Genomic DNA, 13629 nt, shown 5'->3' with positions numbered 1-13629 from the left:
CTTCACGCTGGTCCTTGAGGCTCGTGTAGGACTGATCATTGCCTACCTGAAGATTAGAAGAGTGACTGCTACAGCCCATTGCAAGGCCACAAAGTAAAGCAAGGACAACACAACGCATCAGTGGGACTCCAATCAAGAAGCCCCAATGATACCGTTAGCGGCCCATCCGAGCGACCTAAGCCGTTCTGACTTCGTTGAGTAACTCAGGATGTCGGTCGAGTACCTTGAGAAGCTTAATGAGTGCCAGCGGTGGTTTAGTCTTACCGTTCTCATAGCGCGAGAAGGCATTAACCCCTCCCCCGAATATCTCGGCGGCTTCCCGTTGGTCCAAGTCGAGTTTCTTCCGTACCTTCGTGATGTAGCCAGGGTCTACGAGGTCCGCATTGGTTCGCTTGGAAAACGCGCGCATCTCCTTCATGACCCGATCTGATTCCGTAAGGTCCAAGACCGACTCAGAGCAAGACGGGCAGAAATCACCCGTCACGTTCTTAATCAATGTGGTTTCGCCCTTGTACGTATAGGGCACATCGCGGGTGTCATGGACCAAACCCGCAGCGCCGCAAACAGGACATTTCATGTTCAAAGCTCCTTGAAGGACACGATTAGCACGTCTTCGATAACCGTGAGTTTCAGGTACACATTACCCGCCTTCGTGTGAGGCCTATACACGTCTTGCCATATCGTGTGGTCGGCGTAGGTGGTCATGCTCTTATAAAAATCCATTGGTTGAAGGCCCATTACCACGGCCAGCATATCGGAAAGGTCAAGGTTAAGTGCATCGGCGCCCACTCGTGCAGAGTTCGTGGTGCGCACCTTCCCAGATTCAATCAGGGCCTTGACGGTTGTTAGCTTGCAGTGAGGTGTCTTCTTCTCCATGACCGAATATTAACCTAATAGGTTTTTATTTGGCAAGTAGGTTAATTCACCTGCACTCCCCCTTGCTCCTAAGGCGACCTTGAGGGCTTCAGCCATGCGTTGCATTTGTACGGACCTCCCTGAGCCATACAGGTCGAACGTGATAGACCCCGAACTATGCCCCAATATTTCCTGAGCGGTGCCCAAAGGAACCTCAGCCGCTTTCAGAGAGCCCGCGACGAAGTGCCGAAGGGAGTGGAACGACAGACCTCCCTTGGTCTGAATGCCGAGTGTCTCTCGAATAAACTTGTTAAGGACCCCATAGAAAGAACCGAGGGTTCTCTTAAAGAGCTTCCCGTTAGAAGCCTCAGCGAAGGCTTTCAACGCCTCAAGGTCCACCCCGTAGATGTCCACCAAGGGCACCTTACGAATGCTGAATTTGTTCTTAGTACCCTTCCCGTCATTGGTGTTGATGTCCATCACCAACACATTATCAATCTCTACGATGTCCGCCGTAGTTAGCTGATGAATCTCACCAATGCGCGCCCCACTGATAACCCCCAAAGTGACCGCCCAGCGCTTCCAATCATCCGCAGGGAGGCTATTAGCGCACTGAATGAGCTTGGCAATCTGTTCCTGGGAGAATGGTATACGTCCGCTCTCAGCACCCTTCGTTAGCTGAAGCTTCTTACCGAAAGCCTGTTTGATATGACCGTTGTCCACTGCCCAATTTAGAATGGTGGTCATCTGAGTAACGATCTTGTTAACAGTCACGGGCTTACGCCCTTCCTTCAATGTCTCACGGACGCCCACAAGGTCTGCCCTTGAGTGAGTCGCCATGTCCATCTCACCCAGCACCCCTACGAGAATGTCGCAACAAGCCTTCATGCTGCGCATAGACGACGCCTTAACGTCCTCCTTGCGTTCTTCCAAGTAGGTATCTGCGAGCGTCTTGAAGGTAAGCGTCTTGCTGGCTGGTGCTGCCCCCATCACGTTCGGAACCGATATTTCAGGTTTCCAAACAGACTCGCCCTCACCTAACTCCGCGATGATTGCCAGGATAGGCCCCATATCGCCCTCGTCCCGTCTCTCACCGGCAGTCGTTATCCGTTTGCCATAGGACACGGCTCGGGCCTGATCAATACTCAATGGCTCCGTACTGGATATCTCGTTGAGGTCTTTACGAACGTCCCTGTAGACCAACCGAGTGTCGCCAAACTGATCCCACACAGAGCGAGTCTTGAGGATGTCTTTGGCGATGTCTAAGAGGTTCTCTTTGAGGTCTTGCCAGGTAGCGTCGGGTGTATCGAGGTGGAAGGCTCTGAGGGTGCCCAGAAGGTGTGCAGCGGTAGCCAATGCGGATTGCCTGTTCGTTGTCTTGAGGGAGACCGAAAGAGTCTCTTTGGAGCCTAAAGGACGAACCCTGAGAGTGTAACGACCTTGGCGCCTATACAGATAGGGACGCGCAAGCTCTAACATTGTTCTAACACTTTGAGGGTGCGTGGCGGTGGTCATCATGGTCAAAGCCCCGGAATCATTGGGTTGACCTCTTGCCGTGCTAAGTAGGCATTCTATTCGCTGTGCAGATTCGCATAAATCAACTCAGCGAGCTTTTTACTGATACCGGGTGCTTTGGCTATTTCGTCAATGCTGGCACGGGATAGCTCTTGCAAGCCACCAAAATGTTTAAGCAAGTCGCGTCGCCGTGTCGGCCCGACCCCCGCCACCCCTTCCAGGGTTGAGGTTCGCCGGGTTTTACCACGCCGGGCGCGGTGACCGGTAATGGCGAAACGGTGGGCTTCGTCACGGATCTGTTGGATCAGGTGCAGCGCAGGAGAGTCGCCCTTCAAGGTGAACTCATGGGCGGCGTCATTCAAGTACAACGTTTCGAAACCGGCCTTGCGTGTGGCGCCCTTGGCGACGCCGAGCAGGATGAGGTCGGGCACCGCCAGCTCGTTGAGCACGTCGCGGGCCATGGACAGCTGGCCCTTGCCGCCGTCCACCAACAGGATGTCTGGCAACTTGCCCTCGCCGTCCTTCAGCTTGCTGAAACGTCGCGTCAGAGCCTGGTGCATGGCGGCATAGTCATCGCCGGCGGTAACACCTTCGATGTTATAGCGACGGTAATCGGCTTTGATCGGCCCTTCCGGCCCGAACACTACGCAAGATGCCACGGTGGCTTCGCCGCTGGAGTGGCTGATGTCGTAGCACTCCAGGCGCTGCGGTGGTTCGTCCAGGTTGAGGACTTCGGCAAGGGCGTCAAAGCGCGCGGCGACGTGCTGTCGATTGGCCAGGCGTGCACCCAAGGCCTGTTCGGCATTGGTCACGGCCAATTGCTGCCAGCGCGCTCGGGTGCCGCGTACACGGTGGCTGATGTCCAGCTCGCGGCCGCGCAGTTCGTGGATCGCCTCAATCAGCGTGGGGAAGTCTTCGTGCACCACGTTGACGATCAGCTCTGACGGCAGATCACGCTCGGGACTGCTGACGTAGTACTGGCCAAGGAAGGCGGCCATGACTTCGGCCACGTCCTCGTCAATACCGGTCTGCGGGAAAAAGTTCTTGCTGCCCAACACCCGCCCTCCCCGCACGCTGATCAGGTGCACACAGGCGCCGCCCGGGTTGACGAAGGCCGCAATCACATCGACGTCGCCAGTGCCGCCCTCCATGCTCTGCTGGTCCTGCACGCGACGCAGCAGCGAGATCTGGTCGCGCAGTTCGGCGGCGCGCTCGAAGTCCAGGGTACTGGCGGCCTGCTCCATGGCGCCGGAGAGTTCATCGGTCAAGGCATTGCTGCGTCCTTCGAGGAACATCACCGAATGGCGTACATCCTCGGCGTACTCCGCTGGTTCAACCAGGCCCACACAGGGCGCCTTGCAACGCTTGATCTGGTATTGCAGGCACGGACGGGTGCGGTTTTTGTAGAAACTGTCCTCACACTGGCGCACAAAAAAAGTCTTCTGCAGCAGGCTCAGGCTCTCGCGGATCGCACCCGCGCTGGGATAAGGGCCGAAATACTTGCCCTTCTGCTTCTTCGCACCACGGTGAATGCTCAGTCGCGGGAAGTTGCCGTCGGATAAATGCACATAAGGGTAGGATTTATCGTCGCGCAGCAGGATGTTATAGGGCGGCCGCCACTCTTTGATCAGCGTCTGCTCAAGCAGCAGCGCCTCGGTTTCATTGGCGGTGATGGTGGTTTCAACCTGGGCGATACGCGCCACCAGCGCGGCGGTTTTCGGCGCGAGACCGGTCTTGCGAAAGTAGCTCGCCAGGCGGTTCTTCAGGTTCTTGGCTTTGCCGACGTAAAGCAGGCGCGCCTCGCTGTCGAACATGCGGTATACGCCGGGGCGGCCGCTGCAGGTCGAGAGAAAGGCACTGGGATCAAACGGTGTGCTCATGTCAGGCGCTGGCGTCCACCATGCCGTGGCGCACCGCGAGCAGGGTCAATTCAACATCACTGCTGATGGCGAGCTTCTCGAAAATGCGATAGCGGTAGGTGTTGACGGTCTTGGGCGACAGGCACAGTTTGTCAGAGATGCTCTGCACCTTCTGGCAACCGACGATCATCAAGGCGATCTGGATTTCCCGCTCCGACAGCGCATCGAAGGGTGAGTCGCTGACGGGCTGGAAGGACTTGATCGCCAATTGCTGGGCAATCTGCGGGCTGATGTAACGCTGACCGGCAAAGACCAGGCGAATGGCTTGCACCATTTCCGCCAGGCCTGCGCCCTTGGTCAGGTAGCCAGCCGCACCCGCCTGCAACAAGCGCGTCGGGAACGGGTCTTCTTCGCACACTGTCACCACCACGACCTTGATGTCCGGATGGCTACGCAATAATTTGGTCGTGGCGCCAAGACCACCGATACCGGGCATCTTGACGTCCATCAACACCACATCGGGTTTCAACTCTCGAGCCTTGATCAGGGACTCTTCCCCGGACTCGGCCTGGCCGACTACTTGCAGGCCATCGATGTCAGCCAGCATTCGTGTAATGCCTGTACGAACGAGATCATGGTCATCGACTACTAGCACCCTAATCAAGCAGACACCTCGCGATATGGTCTTATAGGTTGCTGAACACCTTAGCAAAAAACCAAGGCGCAGACCTAGCTGCAAGCGTCATATATATAGTGTTTGAACGCACAGTAGCCGTCCACCGAGGGGTGGACGGCTCTATTTGCTGGGCAGCGGCTCAGGAATCCTGGGGCTGCGGCTTGGTTTTTCCATTCAGCGAACTGGAATGTTCGGCCAAGGTCGACGTCAGGCGGCGGATAGCATCCTGGTCTTCCTTGAACATGGCGCGGTAATCGCCCAACACTTTCTCTTCGATGTGGCTCAAGTTCTCCAATTGGATCGGTGTTGCCGTACCGGTCAACACGTACAACACATCCACACCTCTTTCAGCGACACGGGACAAATAGTCCGCTTTAGGCGCTCGCCCTCCACTTTCGTATTTACCTTGGGCGTTGGCTTCAACGCCGCCGATTTCACCAAACACTTTTTGCGACAGGCCAAGTCGCTCTCTTTCTTGCCTCAAACGCGAACCGATTCCACTCATTTGGATGTATGATCCTAGTTGGCACACCCCAAGAGGTGACACACTCATCTCTTTGTTAAACGAACTTGAACGGTTTTGAACTATGCCCGGAATCCGTACTGCTGCACAAGCCAAGGCCTGGCTGGAACATCAAGGAAAGTCAGTTCAAGCGTTCGCCCGCGAACATGGCGTTGATCCGGCAACCACCTATCAAGTGCTCGCTGGGCGCAAAAAGGGACGGCGTGGAGAGGCCCATAAGGTAGCGGTCCTTCTGGGCATGAAAGAAGGGGTCATCCTCTCTGAGGCTGATGGCCAAAACAACGAACAGGAAGTTGTCTCCTGAAGCCAGTATGCGCTTATTAGAATGGGCTGCATGGTTTAGCTGGATGGACAGACGCGTTCCATGCGCCAGAAGCAGTCCTCTTCACCGACTATGCCCAAGCCCATGCGCTGGTATAGCCTCCTGGCCGGATTGGTCTTGAACACGGTCAAGCGCAACAAACCCAGGGTCTGCGCCTTGACCGCCATTTGCTCCAACACCCAGCTGCCCGCGCCAAGTCTGCGGCAGGTCTCGAGCATGTGCAGCTCGCGGATATAGAGCGCGCGGCTGTCGCGGCTCAGGCTGATAAAGCCCAGCACCGCATCGTCGTTACAGATCAGCCAGTTTTCACGGCCAGCCCAGGCGACGTCGAAGCCATCGTTGGACCAGATCAGCCCGTATTGCAGGTAGTAATGGCTCATGGCCTCAAAGGTCAGGGTTCGAGCGAACGGCAGGTCCAAGTCCGTGGCTGCGCGTAAGTGAAACGCCATGTGTCCGTGTCCATTCCAATTAAAATATCCACAGCATATCGGCACTCTCCCATAGCCGTAAGTACTCCAAGGCAATAGAAATTTCTGATTGAAACCACCCGTGCGCGTCGAGTAAGCTCTGCCCATCATTTGGAGACACACCATGTTGCAACTCACCCACACCCAGGTTTGCCCTGCTACCAGCGCCACGCGCTCGGTATCGGCTACCCGTGTGAACGGTTCGAGCGCACTGGTCAGCTTTTATTTTGGGTATTGGTTTAGCCACTGGCGCGCCTGATACCTGAAATCGGCGCCCACTACTCAAGGGGTCGCCTACCAGAGAAATCTAACCCCCGGTCGGCTCCCCGACCGGGGGTTTTGTTTTTTCAGCCTCTAACACTTTTTGAAGAACACTTAAAGGACACACGACATGAACTACGCCACCTATTACCGCTACGACACCTCCACCGCATGGCGATTTAGCCAGCTCCGCTCGGGACAGCCTGCCGCCTCCGATCGGTCACCTCTTGGTGGCAAGCCAACACACGTAGCCAATACGGCCAATTGTCGAACACCCCAGTAGGGCAGAGCGCGCGGGAACAGCCCGCCGCTTGCCCAGGAAGCCTTGAATATGAACTCTGCCACCGCCGCTCTGCCGATCTCTGCACTGACCAGCGCCAACGAAGCCCTGACCCAGCGCCTGCCCAGCTCCCTTGAGCTCAAGCACCAACTGCCCCTGAGCCCGTTCCTCAACGAACAAGTCCACGCCCATCGCCAAGCCGTGCGCGCCATCCTCAATGGCGAAGATTCGCGTTTGCTGGTGATTGTCGGCCCGTGCTCGATCCACGATCCGGAATCGGCCATGGAATACGCGCGCAACCTGAAGAAACTCGCGCTGGAAGTCAGCGACCAGATGCTGCTGGTGATCCGCGCCTACGTCGAAAAACCGCGCACCACCATCGGCTGGAAAGGCCTGGCCTACGATCCGCACCTGGATGGCAGTGATGACATGGCCGCCGGCCTCACCCTGTCCCGCGAACTGATGCGCGAAATGCTGCGCCTGGGCCTGCCAGTCGCCACTGAGCTGCTGCAACCTATGGCAGCCGGCTACTTCGATGACCTGCTCAGTTGGGTCGCGATTGGCGCGCGCACCACCGAATCGCAGATCCACCGCGAAATGGCCAGCGGCCTGGGCATGCCTGTGGGCTTCAAGAACGGCACCGACGGCGGTGTCGCGATTGCCTGTGACGCGATGCGCTCGGCGTCCCATCCGCACCGTCACTTCGGTGTCGACAGCCAGGGCCACCCGGCGATCATCCAGACCCCAGGCAACCCCGACACGCACCTGGTACTGCGCGGCGGGCACCGTGGGCCGAACTACGATGCGCAAAGCGTGGCGCAGGTGAAACACGATCTTGCCAAGTCCAAGGTAGCGGCGCGCATCATGGTCGATTGCAGCCATGCCAACAGCGGCAAGGACCCGCTGCGTCAACCGGCAGTGTTCAACGAGGTACTGGAACAACGCCTGCAAGGTGACACTTCGTTGATCGGCATGATGCTCGAAAGCCACCTGTTCGAAGGCTGCCAGCCGCTGAGCGCATCGATGAAGTACGGTGTGTCGATCACCGATGGCTGCCTGGGCTGGAGTGGCACCGAGCAGCTGTTGCGCAGTGCGGCGCAGCGGTTGCGCACCCAAGGCTAAGCGATCAAGGCGCTGCTACAGCGGGTACAGCGCCTCATCAAACTGCTCAAGCTTCGGAAACACCAAGGGCTGCTCGTCCGCCAGCCCTTGCAGCCGCTGCTCATACCCCACCAGGAAATCCCGCCGTGCCTCATCGCTGATGTACGGCACATGCCACGCTACAAACGGTGACAGCACGTCATACCCCACATACGCCAACGTCCCGCGCAGAATTGGCCGCAGCATGTCCTCCAAAGGGCCGTGAATCGCACCCTCACCGAACATATGCTCACGCCCGCCCAGGGTCACTGTGACCATCGCGCGCTTGCCTGCCAGGCCGCCTTGATCGTAAAAGCGCTTGCCGCCGTAACACACACCCGACACCAGCACCCGGTCGATCCATCCCTTGAGCATGGCCGGCGCCGAGAACCAGAAAATCGGAAAGTTGAGGATCAGCAGATCAGCCCACAGCAGCTTGTCCAACTCGCCCTGGATGTCCGCAGCGATTGACTGCTTCTTCACCCCCAGGCGCTGCTCCAAGGCATACACCAGGTAATCTGGATTCTCCCGCGTCGAAAAGTCCGTTGCCGACGCCACCGGGTTCCACTGCATGGCATACAAATCACTGGTCTTTACCTCATGCCCCTGACCCTCCAGCGTGGCGACCGCCTGATCGCGCAAGGCCGCAGTGAATGACTGTGGCTCAGGGTGCGCGTGAACAATCAGAACCTTCATACAAACTCCTCAAACGGTGTGCGCCGCCCGTTGGGCCAGCAAGTGATCGAGCCAATCCGGGTCCATCTCGGGCGCCGATGAAAACAACAGCCCGGTGTAGTCCTGGTACGGCGGGGTGAAAATCTCGCTGCGGCTGCCCTGATCCACCACCCTACCCCGCTGCATCACCACCACTTCATCGGCAATGGCACGCACGGTGGCGACGTCATGAGTGATAAACAGATAGGCCACGCCCAGTTGCTGCTGGAGGCGGTTGAGCAACTTCAGCACGCCCTCGGCCACCAGTTGATCGAGGGCCGAAGTGACTTCGTCGCAGATGATCAGTTGCGGGTCGGCCGCCAAGGCGCGGGCGATGCAGATGCGTTGTTTCTGCCCGCCGGACAATTCCCTCGGTTGGCGCTCCATGAACACCGCCGGGTCCAGTTCGATCATCTCCAGCAACTCGGCAACGCGAGCGCGCATCGCCTTGCCCTTCAGGCCCAGGTAAAACGTCAGCGGCCGACCGATGATGTCGACGATGCGCTGGCGCGGGTTCAGCGCCGTGTCGGGGATCTGGTAGATCATCTGGATCCGCCGCAATTGCTCCTTGCTTCGCTGACGAAAGTCGGCCGGCAATGCCTCGCCGTCATACAGCACCTGCCCCGCCGTGGCCGGCAACAACCCAGTAATCAGACGCGCCGTGGAGCTCTTGCCGCTGCCCGACTCGCCGATCACCGCCAGGGTCTGGCCGCGATAGAGCTTCATCGACACCTCATGCAGCACCGCTTGATGACCGTAACTGGCGCTTACCTGCTGCACGTCCAACAAGGGCACTTGCTGATCCGGACAAGCTTTGGGCTCGGTGCGAAAACTGCGCACCGCCCACAAGGATTTGGTGTAGTCCTGCTGCGGCTGGCTGAGCATGCTGCGGGTGTCCGCCTCCTCCACCAGCTTGCCGTGACGCAACACCATGATGCGATCGGCCATCTGCGCCACCACCGCCAGGTCGTGGCTGATGTAGAGCGCGGCGCTGCCGTAGGTTTTCACCGCATCGCGGATCGCCGCCAGCACTTCGATCTGGGTGGTGACGTCGAGGGCCGTGGTGGGCTCGTCGAAGATGATCAGGTCCGGGTGGCAGGCCATGGCCATTGCAGTCATGACCCGCTGCAACTGCCCACCGGAGACTTGATGGGGATACCGTTGGCCGATGGTTTGCGGGTTGGGCAGGCGCAACACACGGTACAACTCCACCGCCTCACGCTCGGCCTGGGCGCGATCAATGCCGCCGTTGATCACCGCTGTTTCGACATGCTGGTCGATCAGGCGATGCGCCGGGTTGAACGACGCCGCCGCGCTCTGCGCCACATAGGCAATGCGCAGGCCGCGCAATTTGCGCAGCGCCTCGGGCCTGGCCTGCAATAACTGGATACCGTCAAAACACACCGAACCACCGGTGATGCGGCAACCGTCCCGCGCATACCCCATCGCCGCCAGCCCCAGGGTGGATTTACCCGCCCCCGACTCGCCAATCAAACCCAGCACCTCGCCGCGTTTCAGGGTCAGATCAATGCCCTTGATCAGCGGGTGCCAGGCGTCTTCGTAATGCCCTTCGATCTGCAGGTTGCGGATTTCCAGCAATGGCTTGTCCATCCTCAACACTCCTTCAGGCCGCTGGATTTGTGCAGCATCCAGTCGACGACAAAATTCACGCTGACGGTGATCAACGCCACAGCAAGGGCCGGCAGCAACGGGCTGATGTCGCCAAAGGTGATCAACACCGCGTTGTCACGCACCATGCTGCCCCAGTCGGCAGTGGGCGGCTGAATACCCAGGCCGAGGAACGACAACGCGCTGATGAACAGGAACACAAAGCAGAAGCGCAGGCCGAATTCGGCAATCAGCGGCGCGGCGGCGTTGGGCAACACTTCGCGGGTGACCAGCCACCACAGGCCTTCGCCGCGCAGGCGGGCAGCTTCGACAAAGTCTTGCACCACTACGGTCATTGCCACGGCACGGGACAAGCGAAACACCCGCGTTGAATCCAGCAAGGCAATCACCAGCACCAACGACGTGGCGTTGGTGCCCACTACGCTGAGGATAAGCAACGCGAAGATCAGTTGCGGGATCGCCATCAGCACATCCACCACCCGCGACAAGCCCTGGTCAATCCAGCCGCCCTTGATCGCCGCCACCAAGCCGCTCAAGCCCCCCAGCAAAAACGCCAGCGTAGTGGTCAGGAAGGCAATACCCAACGTGTTGCGCGCGCCGTAGACCAAACGACTGAACATATCGCGCCCCAGGTTATCGGTGCCCAACAGGAACTGGCCGCTCCAGGGCGCAAAGCCCTCGCCCACCACTTGGGTTTCGCCATAGGGCGCCAGCAACGGCGCAAACACGGCCACCGCGATGTACAACAGAATAATCAGCAAGCCGAACTTGGCGCTCAACGGCGCACGGGCCACTTGGCTCAACAGGTTCATGGGCTACCCCTTGGGATGCATCAGGCGTGGGTTGCTGGCGATGGACAACACGTCCGCCCCGGTATTGAGCAGGATGTAGGTGGCGGCAAAGATCAAGCTGCACGCCTGCACCACCGGGATGTCGCGCTTGGACACCGAGTCCACCAGCAACTGGCCGAGGCCCGGATAAACAAACACCACTTCGACCACCACCACCCCCACCACCAGATACGCCAGGTTCAGCGCGATCACGTTGACGATCGGCGCCAGCGCGTTGGGCAGCGCATGCCGCCAGATAATCCGCGATTGGCTGATGCCCTTAAGGCGGGCCATTTCGATATACGGGCTAGCGAGCAGGTTGATCAGGGACGCGCGGGTCATGCGCATCATCTGCGCGATCACCACCAGGCTCAGGGTTGCCACCGGCAGCACCGAGCGTTCCAAAATCGTGCCAAAGGTGGCATCCGGCGCCAGGTTGGACAGGCTGGGGAACCAGCCGAGTTTCACCGAGAACACCAGGATCAGCAGGTAGGCGACGAAGAACTCCGGAAACGACACCGCGCTCAACGCCGAGGTATTGAGCAGGCGATCGAACCAGCTGTTGCGGTACAGCGCCGCCAGCATGCCCAGCACCAGCGCCGTGGGCACCGAGACCAATGCCGCCAATGCAGCCAGGCTCAGGGTGTTACCCAATCGCGCACCGATCAGCTCGGCAATCGGTCGCTGATTGGCCAGCGACGCACCCAGGTCACCGTGCAGCAGGCGCAGCAGCCATTGGGCAAAGCGCGTGAACGGCGGCAGATCCAGGCCCAACTGCGCCCGAAATGCCGCCACGGTTTCCGGCGTGGCGGACTGCCCGAGCATGGCCTGGGCAATATCCCCCGGCAGCATGCCCACGGCGAGAAAGATGATCACCGACACGGCGAACAACGACAGCACACCCAGGGCCAGGCGTTGCAGGACCAGCTTCAACAGGCTATTCATGGTGCCACTCCTCAGGCCTGCCACCACCGCTCGATCAACCGCAGCCCATCCAACTCACCATAGGGCGCGGTCAGCGGCCCGTGGTTGACCTTGTTCGAACGCGCCGCCACCGAGCTGGCAAACAGCGGCACAATCGCGCCGCCGTCATCCCGGCACAGGGCCTGCATTTCGTTGTACATCTCCTGGCGCAACGGCGCGTTCATCTCGCCACGGGCGGCGTTGAGCAGTTGGTTGAAACGTGGGTTGTCCCAATGGGTTTCATTCCACGCCGCGCCTTTGGCGTAACCGATGCTGAACATGCGGTCGGCGGTCAGGCTGCTGTACCAGAACGAGGTGGTGAACGGCTGCTTCATCCACACATTGGAGAAGAACCCGTCGGCCGGTTCACGCACCACATCGATGTCGATACCCGCTTGGCGTGCCTGCTCCTTGAACAATACCGAGGCGTCCACCGCACCGGTGTAGGCTGCGTCGGAGGCTTGCAGGCGCACCTTGAGCGACTCCACACCGGCCTTGCGCAGGTAGAAACGCGACTTGTCCGGGTCGTAGGTGCGCTGCTCGAGGGCCGCATTGATAAAGCGACTGCCGGGCTGGATCGGGTGGTCGTTGCCCACCAGGCCGTAGCCATGCAGCACGGAGGCCAACAACGTCTCGCGGTTGATCGCATGCTTCATGGCCATGCGGATGTCGTTGTTCTTGAATTCGTTGCTGTCGCACAGCATCGGGAAGGTGTAGTGCTGCGCGCCCTTGGTTTCTTCGATCACCAGGCCGGGGTTGCGCTTGAGCAGCGCCACGGTTTTCAGGTCGACCTTGTTGATCACATCCACCTGCCCGGTGACCAGCGCATTGACCCGCGCGGCGCCGTCGGCAATGGCAAGCAATTCGGCGCTGGCGAAGTGCGCGCGACCGGGTTTCCAATAGTCTGGGTTGCGTTCCAGGTCCATGCGCACACCGGGTTCGAAGCTTTTCAGGCGATAGCCGCTGGTGCCCACACCGGCTTGCCAGTCCGCCACGCCGTCCTTGGCGGGCATGATCACCAAGTGATAATCAGCGACGACATAAGCAAAGTCGGCATTGCCTGAATGCAGCTCGAACACCACTGCATCGCTGCCCTGGGCGCTCACACTGGCGACATCACCCAGCACGGTCTTGGCGGCTGAGGTGGACTTGGCGTCCAAGTGGTGATTGATCGAGACCATTACGTCGTCGGCGGTCAAGCTTTTGCCGTTGTGGAAGGTCACGCCAGGCCGCAAGTGAAAGGTCCACACCCGCGCATCAGGTGTGGATTCAAAGCGCTCGGCCAATTCGGGAATCGCGCTGCCGTCCACCGCGATTTCCGTAAGGGTGTTGTACACAGCCGAGAAACCGACAAAGGTGAAGGTATCAACCCAGGAACCCGGATCGCGGGAATCGGTGGTGCTGCCCCCGGCCAGGCCCAGGCGCAACACGCCGCCCGGTTTGGGCGTGGCGTCTGCGGCAAAGGCCTGCAACGGCAAGCCCATGGAGAACGCCGCAGCCACCGCGCCAGCCACGGCACTGTGTTTGAGAAAGTCGCGGCGGTGCATCGCTTGAGTCATTTTGTTGTTGTTTTCGCTCATGGTCTTGTCTCTCTA

Annotated in this window: 14 protein-coding genes; 2 read left to right on the top strand and 12 right to left on the bottom strand. The window is 59.3% G+C overall.

Features of this window, described 5'->3' with window-relative positions:
• Nucleotides 1-175 precede the first annotated feature (175 nt).
• The 6 genes from OZ428_RS12670 to OZ428_RS12645 all read right to left on the bottom strand — a co-directional run bounded on the left by OZ428_RS12670 (nucleotide 176) and on the right by OZ428_RS12645 (nucleotide 5410).
• Nucleotides 176-577, bottom strand: coding sequence for a type II toxin-antitoxin system MqsA family antitoxin (locus tag OZ428_RS12670; RefSeq protein ID WP_269133559.1), 402 nt, complete (start codon nucleotides 575-577; stop codon nucleotides 176-178).
• 2 nt (nucleotides 578-579) lie between these two features.
• Nucleotides 580-876 carry a type II toxin-antitoxin system MqsR family toxin gene (locus OZ428_RS12665; protein WP_269133558.1) on the bottom strand — a complete coding sequence of 99 codons (297 nt, stop codon included), beginning with the start codon at nucleotides 874-876 and terminating at the stop codon, nucleotides 580-582.
• Nucleotides 877-885: 9 nt separating this feature from the next.
• Nucleotides 886-2373, bottom strand: coding sequence for a site-specific integrase (locus tag OZ428_RS12660; protein ID WP_269133557.1), 1488 nt, complete (start codon nucleotides 2371-2373; stop codon nucleotides 886-888).
• Nucleotides 2374-2426: 53 nt separating this feature from the next.
• A complete protein-coding gene (gene uvrC, locus OZ428_RS12655; RefSeq protein WP_269133556.1) occupies nucleotides 2427-4250 on the bottom strand; it encodes an excinuclease ABC subunit UvrC in 1824 nt (607 codons plus the stop codon).
• Between the two features lies 1 nt (nucleotide 4251).
• Complete coding sequence (gene gacA, locus OZ428_RS12650; protein ID WP_016977368.1) at nucleotides 4252-4893, bottom strand: response regulator transcription factor GacA; 642 nt, start codon at nucleotides 4891-4893, stop codon at nucleotides 4252-4254.
• A gap of 151 nt (nucleotides 4894-5044) precedes the next feature.
• Nucleotides 5045-5410 carry a helix-turn-helix domain-containing protein gene (locus tag OZ428_RS12645; RefSeq protein WP_177003196.1) on the bottom strand — a complete coding sequence of 122 codons (366 nt, stop codon included), beginning with the start codon at nucleotides 5408-5410 and terminating at the stop codon, nucleotides 5045-5047.
• 82 nt (nucleotides 5411-5492) lie between these two features.
• Between OZ428_RS12645 and OZ428_RS12640 the strand changes: the two genes are divergently transcribed.
• On the top strand, nucleotides 5493-5732 hold the full coding sequence (locus OZ428_RS12640; RefSeq protein WP_033902121.1) for a DNA-binding protein: 240 nt from the start codon (nucleotides 5493-5495) through the stop codon (nucleotides 5730-5732).
• Nucleotides 5733-5767: 35 nt separating this feature from the next.
• On the opposite strand, the gene OZ428_RS12635 is transcribed toward OZ428_RS12640, so the two are convergent.
• Nucleotides 5768-6199 carry a GNAT family N-acetyltransferase gene (locus OZ428_RS12635; RefSeq protein WP_269133555.1) on the bottom strand — a complete coding sequence of 144 codons (432 nt, stop codon included), beginning with the start codon at nucleotides 6197-6199 and terminating at the stop codon, nucleotides 5768-5770.
• A gap of 610 nt (nucleotides 6200-6809) precedes the next feature.
• Here OZ428_RS12635 and OZ428_RS12630 point away from each other — a divergent pair.
• Nucleotides 6810-7880 carry a 3-deoxy-7-phosphoheptulonate synthase gene (locus OZ428_RS12630; RefSeq protein WP_038851373.1) on the top strand — a complete coding sequence of 357 codons (1071 nt, stop codon included), beginning with the start codon at nucleotides 6810-6812 and terminating at the stop codon, nucleotides 7878-7880.
• Nucleotides 7881-7895: 15 nt separating this feature from the next.
• On the opposite strand, the gene OZ428_RS12625 is transcribed toward OZ428_RS12630, so the two are convergent.
• From OZ428_RS12625 to OZ428_RS12605, 5 genes are read right to left on the bottom strand one after another with little or no spacing between them, the layout of a single operon-like run.
• Nucleotides 7896-8594, bottom strand: coding sequence for an NAD(P)H-dependent oxidoreductase (locus OZ428_RS12625; RefSeq protein ID WP_269133553.1), 699 nt, complete (start codon nucleotides 8592-8594; stop codon nucleotides 7896-7898).
• Between the two features lie 9 nt (nucleotides 8595-8603).
• Nucleotides 8604-10223 (bottom strand): ABC transporter ATP-binding protein, encoded by a 1620-nt coding sequence (locus tag OZ428_RS12620; protein ID WP_269133552.1) that lies wholly within the window; start codon nucleotides 10221-10223, stop codon nucleotides 8604-8606.
• 2 nt (nucleotides 10224-10225) lie between these two features.
• Nucleotides 10226-11053: an ABC transporter permease gene (locus OZ428_RS12615; protein ID WP_028619646.1), complete on the bottom strand. Its 828-nt coding sequence runs from the start codon at nucleotides 11051-11053 to the stop codon at nucleotides 10226-10228.
• 3 nt (nucleotides 11054-11056) lie between these two features.
• Nucleotides 11057-12016: an ABC transporter permease gene (locus tag OZ428_RS12610; protein WP_269133551.1), complete on the bottom strand. Its 960-nt coding sequence runs from the start codon at nucleotides 12014-12016 to the stop codon at nucleotides 11057-11059.
• A gap of 11 nt (nucleotides 12017-12027) precedes the next feature.
• Nucleotides 12028-13614, bottom strand: a complete 1587-nt coding sequence (locus OZ428_RS12605) for an ABC transporter substrate-binding protein (protein WP_269133550.1) — start codon at nucleotides 13612-13614, stop codon at nucleotides 12028-12030.
• Nucleotides 13615-13629 lie beyond the last annotated feature (15 nt).

The sequence above is a fragment of the Pseudomonas sp. GXZC genome (assembly GCF_026967615.1).
Taxonomy (GTDB): Bacteria; Pseudomonadota; Gammaproteobacteria; order Pseudomonadales; family Pseudomonadaceae; genus Aquipseudomonas; species Aquipseudomonas azotoformans_A.
This window is presented reverse-complemented; position numbering and strand designations above follow the sequence as displayed.

Coding starts and splice junctions, on each gene's coding strand:
- OZ428_RS12645 (WP_177003196.1), bottom strand. CDS start 5,410: ATGAGTGGAATCGGTTCGCGTTTGAGGCAAGAAAGAGAGCGACTTGGC.
- OZ428_RS12615 (WP_028619646.1), bottom strand. CDS start 11,053: ATGAACCTGTTGAGCCAAGTGGCCCGTGCGCCGTTGAGCGCCAAGTTC.
- OZ428_RS12620 (WP_269133552.1), bottom strand. CDS start 10,223: ATGGACAAGCCATTGCTGGAAATCCGCAACCTGCAGATCGAAGGGCAT.
- OZ428_RS12660 (WP_269133557.1), bottom strand. CDS start 2,373: ATGATGACCACCGCCACGCACCCTCAAAGTGTTAGAACAATGTTAGAG.
- OZ428_RS12630 (WP_038851373.1), top strand. CDS start 6,810: ATGAACTCTGCCACCGCCGCTCTGCCGATCTCTGCACTGACCAGCGCC.
- uvrC (WP_269133556.1), bottom strand. CDS start 4,250: ATGAGCACACCGTTTGATCCCAGTGCCTTTCTCTCGACCTGCAGCGGC.
- OZ428_RS12665 (WP_269133558.1), bottom strand. CDS start 876: ATGGAGAAGAAGACACCTCACTGCAAGCTAACAACCGTCAAGGCCCTG.
- OZ428_RS12640 (WP_033902121.1), top strand. CDS start 5,493: ATGCCCGGAATCCGTACTGCTGCACAAGCCAAGGCCTGGCTGGAACAT.
- OZ428_RS12625 (WP_269133553.1), bottom strand. CDS start 8,594: ATGAAGGTTCTGATTGTTCACGCGCACCCTGAGCCACAGTCATTCACT.
- OZ428_RS12605 (WP_269133550.1), bottom strand. CDS start 13,614: ATGAGCGAAAACAACAACAAAATGACTCAAGCGATGCACCGCCGCGAC.
- OZ428_RS12610 (WP_269133551.1), bottom strand. CDS start 12,016: ATGAATAGCCTGTTGAAGCTGGTCCTGCAACGCCTGGCCCTGGGTGTG.
- OZ428_RS12670 (WP_269133559.1), bottom strand. CDS start 577: ATGAAATGTCCTGTTTGCGGCGCTGCGGGTTTGGTCCATGACACCCGC.
- OZ428_RS12635 (WP_269133555.1), bottom strand. CDS start 6,199: ATGGCGTTTCACTTACGCGCAGCCACGGACTTGGACCTGCCGTTCGCT.